General features: G+C 56.9%; 8 protein-coding genes and 1 pseudogene. 6 read left to right on the top strand and 3 right to left on the bottom strand.

All coding sequences use genetic code 11. The annotated features are described in order from the left end of the window. The 4 genes from ABIB00_RS38545 to ABIB00_RS38530 all read left to right on the top strand — a co-directional run. Positions 1–229: integrase core domain-containing protein (locus ABIB00_RS38545; protein ID WP_354107955.1), on the top strand; the 229-nt coding region annotated here is incomplete at its 5' end. A gap of 500 nt (positions 230–729) precedes the next feature. Further along, positions 730–1,074: a hypothetical protein gene (locus tag ABIB00_RS38540; RefSeq protein ID WP_354107954.1), complete on the top strand. Its 345-nt coding sequence runs from the start codon at positions 730–732 to the stop codon at positions 1,072–1,074. A gap of 623 nt (positions 1,075–1,697) precedes the next feature. Continuing rightward, positions 1,698–2,735, top strand: coding sequence for a LuxR family transcriptional regulator (locus ABIB00_RS38535; protein ID WP_502917962.1), 1,038 nt, complete (start codon positions 1,698–1,700; stop codon positions 2,733–2,735). A gap of 810 nt (positions 2,736–3,545) precedes the next feature. Continuing rightward, positions 3,546–3,830, top strand: a complete 285-nt coding sequence (locus tag ABIB00_RS38530) for a hypothetical protein (RefSeq protein WP_354107953.1) — start codon at positions 3,546–3,548, stop codon at positions 3,828–3,830. A gap of 99 nt (positions 3,831–3,929) precedes the next feature. Here ABIB00_RS38530 and ABIB00_RS38525 read toward each other — a convergent pair whose 3' ends face one another. The 3 genes from ABIB00_RS38525 to ABIB00_RS38515 all read right to left on the bottom strand — a co-directional run bounded on the left by ABIB00_RS38525 (position 3,930) and on the right by ABIB00_RS38515 (position 5,961). Then, positions 3,930–4,412, bottom strand: a complete 483-nt coding sequence (locus tag ABIB00_RS38525; RefSeq protein ID WP_354107952.1) for an MFS transporter — start codon at positions 4,410–4,412, stop codon at positions 3,930–3,932. A 328-nt stretch (positions 4,413–4,740) separates the two neighbouring features. Continuing rightward, a complete protein-coding gene (locus ABIB00_RS38520) occupies positions 4,741–4,956 on the bottom strand; it encodes a hypothetical protein (protein ID WP_354107951.1) in 216 nt (71 codons plus the stop codon). Between the two features lie 840 nt (positions 4,957–5,796). After that, positions 5,797–5,961 (bottom strand): hypothetical protein, encoded by a 165-nt coding sequence (locus ABIB00_RS38515; protein ID WP_354107950.1) that lies wholly within the window; start codon positions 5,959–5,961, stop codon positions 5,797–5,799. 569 nt (positions 5,962–6,530) lie between these two features. On the opposite strand from ABIB00_RS38515, the pseudogene ABIB00_RS38510 reads away from it, so the two are divergent. Together ABIB00_RS38510 and ABIB00_RS39295 are read left to right on the top strand one after the other, a co-directional pair. After that, positions 6,531–7,133 (top strand): annotated as a pseudogene (locus ABIB00_RS38510) (IS630 family transposase); the annotation flags it as partial. A gap of 422 nt (positions 7,134–7,555) precedes the next feature. Beyond that, positions 7,556–7,777, top strand: coding sequence for a hypothetical protein (locus ABIB00_RS39295; protein ID WP_502917963.1), 222 nt, complete (start codon positions 7,556–7,558; stop codon positions 7,775–7,777). Positions 7,778–7,903: the final 126 nt, after the last annotated feature.

The following is a 7,903-nucleotide window of genomic DNA, read 5'->3' as shown; positions in this document are numbered from 1 at the left end:
CGACTTCTCACGTCCCGGCAAGCCGACGGACAATAGCTTCATCGAATCCTTCAACGGCAAGTTCAGAACCGAATGCCTGAACACGCACTGGTTCCTGAGCCTTGACGACGCCCGGCAGAAAATGGAGGATTGGCGTAGAGACTACAACGAAGTCCGGCCCCATAGCGCGATCGGCAACAAGGCGCCGATATCGCTGTTGAATGGCTCATCGGCGCCCCCGCCGGCATGAGCTAAACCCCGGAAAATTCCAGCATCAGCTGGCCTAGTTTTGGGGAGCACTTCACATCCGCTGAGGCTCTAATCGCCACTGGATGAAACTTCGGAGGCAGGTCACCAGGCCGCTCACAGAGAAGGATAGTCGGATGATCGCGCCGATTCGACGGAACTGGAATCCAAAAGACTTTTTCGATGAGTTGACGCCGGCGATGCGGCCGGACCATCGACTGTGCGCGCCACGTCGGGACAAGTTGTGGCCAGAGTTGTATACTGATACGAGGCGAGGCACTTAAAACAAGAATTGTTCAACCGAAATCTGATCGCCACCAACGAAGCTGAGGCGTTCATTAGCGCCTGGTCCGCGGAGAACAGCGTCACACCGATAGTTCGTCCGGATCATGGAGCTTGTCGCTGGTGAATCCGAAAAAGAGCTTCGAGACAGATTGGAGGCTCGATCGTATAGTGTTTCTGCAATCAATGAATACTTGAAGGACGAATTCTCTCTGATCGTTTATGATCGCATTTGATGAGATGTGCCGCGCCTATGCTGCGGATAGAGCATTCTATGCCGGACTTGGCAGCAGCTTCCTTCGTTGCCTGAGAGAGGTGGTTGCCGACGAGGCAGTTCACTCGATGAACGCTGTTAATGTTCTCCGTGCCCGTTACTGCGAGCGCATTCCCGAAATCGGCGAGATTCTCGACAGCCTAATCCGCAGCGTGGGCGATGATCCGGACTATACAGGCACCTTCGTACTGGATTACTTCGGCGAGAATTACACGAACCAAATGTTTGTCAACTGCCGTGCCGCTGTCCTGAGAAACGTCGCTAAGCCGCTAAGAGCCGCCGTGATGGATTGAAGCGTCGGCGCGCAAGTGGACCGACGAGCGTCTGCGCCTGATCTCCTGTCAGTGCCCCAGAAGTGCACGTGTTGGTCGGTCAGAGCGGATTCGGCTCAGAGAGGAGTCAGACAGCCTGCATGCGCTGTCCTTGAACGTTTTCGCTCGTTTTCAGGTTCTTGGCAAGTGACACGCGATAATGAGCGAGTCAGCGGTGCCTTGCACAAGGGGGCACCGATCACACGTCAAGAGAAAAAGCCAATCAGGCAACCATCACGAACAATAAAGCCAAATGGCGCTGTCGGCTTTCCTCCTGATGTCGCGAATTCTTCAACGCACGCGCCCGAGGCAGGTATCCCAATTCTCTCAAGTCATTGTCGTTAAACTCGATTTTTTGGGCGCGGCGCAATTTGGTACGACACTTGCTGTTCTCATCCCCAGGTTCTCTCTTCCGGAGATGCGTGTGCAAAGTGCCGTCTGCACCAAGCAGAATTTCCGACTGCCGGCATATCGGGGTATCCCCCCGACGAACATCGTCTTGCACCACGAGGGCCGGTCGCGCTCAACCCTCAAGAATTGTTCCCGTCAGAGGCGTGCGACTAAGGCACCCAGACGCCGCGAATTGTTCATGCAAGGAGCCAAACTTGCGCGACGAGCCTGTTGGGCTGCTCGTCGACCGGGCTCTCGTCGGTGCCGGCGCGGTGAAGATCAGTTGGGGCCTGACGATGCAGATCCGTAGATCGTGCACGACCGTGGCCCACTTCTTTTCATGCTCGCCGGCAAGCCGAACATCCGCCGTGACACCGGACTCGTTGAGCTCGGGACCACGGAGCGGCCCGGCGACGGATCGGAACTTGCCTCCGTTTAAAACAAGCTCAATCGAGCGGCGCAATACCGACCTCTGGGGTCAGCCCGCTGAGGCGCACAAAATGGACCTTTTCAGCTTCACCGAATGCGCAACGCGAACGCAATCCCTCCGATCGCTTTTCGAGCTTCTTGTGAGCTGTGTCAACGACGAAGGCTTCAGCGAAGTCTATTACGGAGCGCTCAATTTCGCGGAGCCACTTCGCCTACCGGAGTATCCGCCGCCCGCCGTGGCCGTTAAGTGGCCGCCCGAATGGTGTGAACGATATTTTAAGCGAATGTACCACAGAATCGATCCGGTGGTCCGGCGGACACCGACGCTTTCGCGGCCGTTTCTGTGGGATCAACTCGCCGAGCAATATCAACTACAGCCCGACGAAAGGCGCGTACTTGATGAGGCCAGAGAGGCCGGTCTCAAGCACGGCATGAGTGTACCATTGTTTGGACCATTGGGTCGATTATCGGTCGTATCGTTTGCATCTCGGTTCGACGATGCCGATCCTCAACATTCCAAAGGCCATCTGAACGCATTAGCCTGGCACTTTCACACCGCTTGTGCGGAGATCACACGTCCGGCGGAAGATAACTGCGATATGAGAGTTGCGCTATCACAGCGAGAACTAGAATGTTTAGGGTGGGTGGCAGAGGGCAAATCGTCATGGGAAATTGGTGGGATATTACACATCACCGACAATACGGTGAACTTTCATCTTAAGAACGCGATGCGAAAGCTGGGCGCGACCAGCCGGATCCAAGCCGTCATTGTGGCGATCCGCCTCAATCTTATTTTTGATGTCCATGCTGCGCGAGCATCTTGATGGACGATGATTGTATCGAAGCCAGTTTGCGTCTTAAAACTGCTGTGAAGACAACAATCGATCCTATGGACAATCATCCGCCAAGGCAATGAGCAAGCTCGACCTGCCATGTGACGAAGCCACTTGCTCCTAGCGCGCACGCTGTATACGGCAACTACGTGCTTAGTCCCGGGCATGTTTTGGAGCGTTAAGTTACAATCGGTGCGGCTAGGGAGTCCAGCGTTTGCAGGTGTTCGTAGGACGTCAGGTTTTCAGTCGCCGATCGTAGCTGTAGGCACCGATGAAGATTGGGAGTTTGACTCGAGCTGATCGGTTTGCTTCAGTTGATTTTTCTCGAGAGTTTAGCACTGCTAGTGGTTCGAATATATGCTATCTTATCAGGTGTAGATCGATCAAAAGACCAGCTTGTAAACCCGGTCAACAAGCTCCTTCTAGAGGGGGCTGTGCATTCGTCGTGGCCGATGCGCCACGGCTACTCTGCCCAGCTTTCAAAGTTCTAATTAAAATCAGGCTGGCACGAACAGCCCAAGCGTACCATGCAGACAATCGTCCACTGTTCGCCGCTTCTCATGGCGGGCGGACGGCGTTCGAGGTGCAAGGCTATGCGCACACCTTCCGCAATCAACAACGCGCGTGCATCTCTATGGTCCAAAAGCGCGCCGCAATGGCTTAAAAAGCTGCCGCTGTCCCTCGACTATCCATGCCTGTACGGTTCCTAAAGGGCCATCTGGACGACCGAACGGATCATGAGCAGTATTGCGGTCGAAACGAATGCGACGATTAAGACGAAACGACTCGGATGTGGATCTCATGCTGGCCATGAGCCAATCACTGATCAAACAGACCGAGTTCTTGTTTCTGCAAGGCAATCTGGAAGGTATCAGAACGCCAGCGGTCCGAATCCGCGCAGGTTGGATGATCTCGAGGGCAATCCAGGTGCTCAATCGCGGGGCCGCCTCTAGTTTCCAATTGCTGTCGACCACGACGCCAAGACTGCTACTGCGTGAGTCCGATCATCAGTCTCTCGCCATGCGCTGCGGTGTCAGATTGGCGGCGCGGATGAATTCCGCAGCGAGCAAGGCTGAGAGAGCATAGCCGAGAGCCGGCATTATCAGCGTGACCCTGTAGCCAAATCTCACCGCGATAACCCGCTCGCCGCGAAGCCTATCAATGCGAACGCCGACATCACCGAAGTCAGGACTTAGCATCTGTCCCCGCCTTGCCTGGCCGGGCGAGCGCGAGAAACCAATTTGTGAATGCAACATGCCGGACTGCGAGGGCCGCGAACACGATCCCAACGCTCGCGACGGCGCTCACGCGAACGCCGACGTAGCGAGCGATAATCGCAAGCGCTCCAAAACCGATGGCCAGGACTGCGCAGCCCCAGATCACGCCCCGGTTCGGCGCCATTCGGGTCAGAACCGCGCTGGTCACTGGCGCGATGATAGGTGCGACGTTCGAGAGCGCTCCGATCCATCCGATATCTCCCGCGGCAAAGCCGAGATCGACGAGTCGCAACTGCACCATTGCGAACGCCAGCGCGATCCCGATAACGCCGGGCGCTATCAATGCGGCCCTTGTCCACATGACGTTGTTGGGAAGGATCGGGAAGATAGACAGGCGCTGCGGTGAGCGCCATCGGTTCATGCAATGGAGCGGTTCAGGAATCGCGAACACCCATCCAGCGAAAGCGGCTAGCAGCAGCGCTAGCCCAGCAAAGCCGGACCCCAACCGACAATCTCGATCAGCTGGAGGCAGACCGCGCGCCACCGATCACGTGGCCGACGACCCGACCCCAGCCCATCAGCGCAGCGCCGAACGGACGCTCGCCGGAACCGAGGGCTTCCGGTATGTAGCCCAATGTTGCGATCCGCTGTGTGGCGGCGGCAGTCGCAAGGGCGAGAGAAACAAGAAACCGGCACGAAATCAGTCTTTGGATTCAAAAATGCCATCACTGCCAGCGCAGTGGTAGTTGCGATTTGGGTCAACAGGATCCATGACCGCCTCAGCCCGAGACGATTGAGGCTCCATCGATCCACGACGGGGCCCAAAGAAAGTTGACCGTGAAGGCAAAGAAGACCGTGCCATACACGACCAGTTCGAGGCTGGCGCCGTTGCCCCGAAGGATCACCGGAATGACCGAATAGATCAACCCGATCGCCAGATACTGCTGACTGGCCAACGCAACCATCCCGATATATGGCATGTAGCGACTTGCCATCAAGCCTCTTCCTTTTAAAGAGCAGTTTCGCATGTGCTTCGAGAGAACGGTTTGGACAAGCAGTGGATCGTTCCTGCGCAGCTAGCGATGGGCGCAATCATCGCGGCTCCTGAAGAAACGATCTCCAGATCACATCAAAGACTCCATTGCGCGCATCGGGGTTTTAGCCAAGCGTCGTGAAGCCGGAATCGGTGACGGCGGTACGAAATGAAGCGAGCAGCATGCCGTTTGAAAGCTGAAGGTTCTCTAGTCGCCTCATGTTGCGCGGGCACGTCAGATTGGAAACAACGATATCTCGAACCTGACAATCGCGTCGTTAGCCTGGACCGTGCACACCACGCGCATTTCAGAGGCGGAAGGCTGGGATCTGGCGCGTGCACCCAGTGTGCCGCTGCCGACGAGGCGCATATCGCCGGCCCAGTGCAGAAGATCATGTCCCTTGCGTAACTTGAAAGGCGGCGCTTCCGCGAAAGCGGCCAGTCAGCGCTGCGCGGAAGAGCACTCCGGAGAAAAAGCCCCGACCGAAGGTCGCGGCTCTTCGATCCGCCGCAAAGGTGTTGAGATCGCTATTTTCCAAACACCGGAAACAGCTTGTAGTTAAGCCGAAGGGTTACATCCTGGTGAATGCGATCCGACCCAGCAGCGGCGAAGGTCGCGTTGCGCTCCGGCATGAACAGGTGATCATACTCGACGGCAACTGACCAGCTGGGGGCGAAGTTAACTTCCAGGCCAGCGCCGACGGCGCGCCCAACGGACAATATCGTCTTTAGCAAGCTCCGCCCCAGTGACGCTCGAGTTGATCTGGTCTGTGTTGCTGGTCACCACAGCATCGCCCTTGGCCTAAAGCCGCACGGTTTTGAAAGCATAGCCGACCGGACCGGTGAGCAAGCCGAACGCATCCGTCTTGGTTCGATTGATGTTCGACGGGAAAGCGGTGCTGATATTCGAGCCGCTGAAATGTGCCCAGTCGCCCTGGTCTTCAACGCCGTAGACCACATTGAACATCTGCCAGCCATAGCCAATCTGGCCACCGATAGTGCCGGCGGTCTTACCATCGAAGCCTTCGGGAGTAACGCCCGCGAAATCCCAGCAGTTATGGTTCGAGCCCCAGCCGCCGTTAATCCCATATGGTAATCGCTCAAGTCACAGGTCGCCAGGCGACCGACAGCTGCAGTGTGTTGGATGGGACAGGCTGTGTAGCGAGGTCCGTGCCAAATGCGGGGACCGCCGCGTTGATTGCGACGATGCTTGCAGTCAGAAGCAGCAAATTCTTCGTTGGAGTGTTATTCCTCACTTGACCCCGGCTCTGCGCGTCTTGGCACCATCATCGTGAATTGCTGTAACTTCAGCACAACATTCCTCACGAAGAAATCGCCCTGATCTTACATCGCGTTAGGTACTGGAGCTAGAAATCCCGCCCTTTCCAGAATGTTAGCGTTGATGCGCCTATTGGTTCATGGACGGGGGAGTTAGCTGCCAAACTCGGGAGGCCGCTCGCATCAAAGAGCGCGGCTAAAGCGGGATGGGGTTAGGCTGAATCGATTTGGGATTCCAAAATCAGTGTGTCAGCTTCAAAAAAAAGCGTGGTGGCTGGCGAACGCGATCGTCCCGACGTGGCACGGCGGCGAACCCAGTGGACAAAGTACCAAGGTCGCGTCGAAGCTGAGCGGCTGGTCGTCATCGACGAGACCTGGACCCGGACAGACATGGCGACCTTCCGGGGATGGGCCCCTCGCGGGCACAGACTCCCACCAAGGTTCCTCACGGCCGCTGGAAAACCATGACCTTCCTGGCGGCCCTGCGCCATGACCGGATCGATGCACCATGGTTCATCCAGGGACCAATCGATGGCGTGAGCTTCCGGATCTATGCTCGAGAAGGTTCTACTGCCGACCCTTCGTCCCGCCGATATCGTCGTCCTGGACAATCTCGGCAGCCACAGAAGCAAAGCAGTGCGCCAGCTTATCCGCTCCGCCGGAGCCAAGGTGTTCTTCCTGCCAAAATACTCACCCGACCTGAACCCGATCGAACAGGTCTTTGCCAAACTCAAACATCTGCTCCGCAAGGCAGCCGCACGTACCGTCGATGCAGTCTGCGCCGCCATCGGCGAACTCCTCGACGCCTTCACGCCCGAAGAATGCGCAAATTATCTCAAAAACTCAGGCTATCGAAGCTAATGCCATCACGCTTTAGTGCAGATCTCGGGCAAAGCACCCGAGAACGAAATGCGCGTCCACGGTCCGTGAGCAGCGGGTTCCGATCTTGGGCATCCTTGACTAACCTCGGAATCGCGACGGAGGCATCAGATTCCGAAGGTTGCCTGTCGGAACGACCACCAAGCTGCGCAATCATGGTCTTGATGCACCGATGATGGGCCAGCGGACGGATATCCAATTCGATCGCATTGATCATCGAATGCTGCCGCCCACAATGTCTGAGGTCAAACAACCCTCGCAGGTGTGTCCTTGTACGCGTTGATCAACAATGCGGGCGTTTCGCCGAAAGCGCAGAATGGCGCCGCTGACATCGTCGACGACGTCCATTCAAACGTGGATGAGTGTGCTCCATCTCAATCTGGTGGCTCCGATCCTACTTGCGCATGGCTTTTTTTGGCGAGCTAAAAGCCGCGGCAGGATCGATTGTCAACGTCACCTCAATCCCAGGCTCGGGGGTGCACCCGTTTGCTGGCAGCAACTATACGACTTTGAAGGCGGCGCTCGTCGTCTGCGTCAAGCAGGTTCCCGGCTCCGCGCAGATCCGCGTGCACCCCGTGACCAACACCATCATGCGTCAGGGCGTGCCGACGATCGTAAGCGCTTAGCCGGAACCCTTGCTTCGGGATCGGTATAGCTGTGCGAAAGAAGCCTCCGGCTTGGACGGAGGTTTCGGATGGGATTGGACAGCAAAAAGGACGTCCATTTGGACGGCTCAACGAGGGGGTCGGTGG

The sequence above is a fragment of the Bradyrhizobium sp. LB14.3 genome (assembly GCF_040547985.1).
In the GTDB taxonomy this organism is placed as follows: Bacteria; Pseudomonadota; Alphaproteobacteria; order Rhizobiales; family Xanthobacteraceae; genus Bradyrhizobium.
The sequence above is the reverse complement of the archived record's forward strand: the minus strand, read 5'-3'. Positions and strand labels throughout refer to the sequence as shown.

Coding starts and splice junctions, on each gene's coding strand:
- ABIB00_RS39295 (WP_502917963.1), top strand. CDS start 7,556: ATGGCTTTTTTTGGCGAGCTAAAAGCCGCGGCAGGATCGATTGTCAAC.
- ABIB00_RS38520 (WP_354107951.1), bottom strand. CDS start 4,956: ATGGCAAGTCGCTACATGCCATATATCGGGATGGTTGCGTTGGCCAGT.
- ABIB00_RS38540 (WP_354107954.1), top strand. CDS start 730: ATGATCGCATTTGATGAGATGTGCCGCGCCTATGCTGCGGATAGAGCA.
- ABIB00_RS38530 (WP_354107953.1), top strand. CDS start 3,546: ATGCTGGCCATGAGCCAATCACTGATCAAACAGACCGAGTTCTTGTTT.
- ABIB00_RS38515 (WP_354107950.1), bottom strand. CDS start 5,961: ATGTTCAATGTGGTCTACGGCGTTGAAGACCAGGGCGACTGGGCACAT.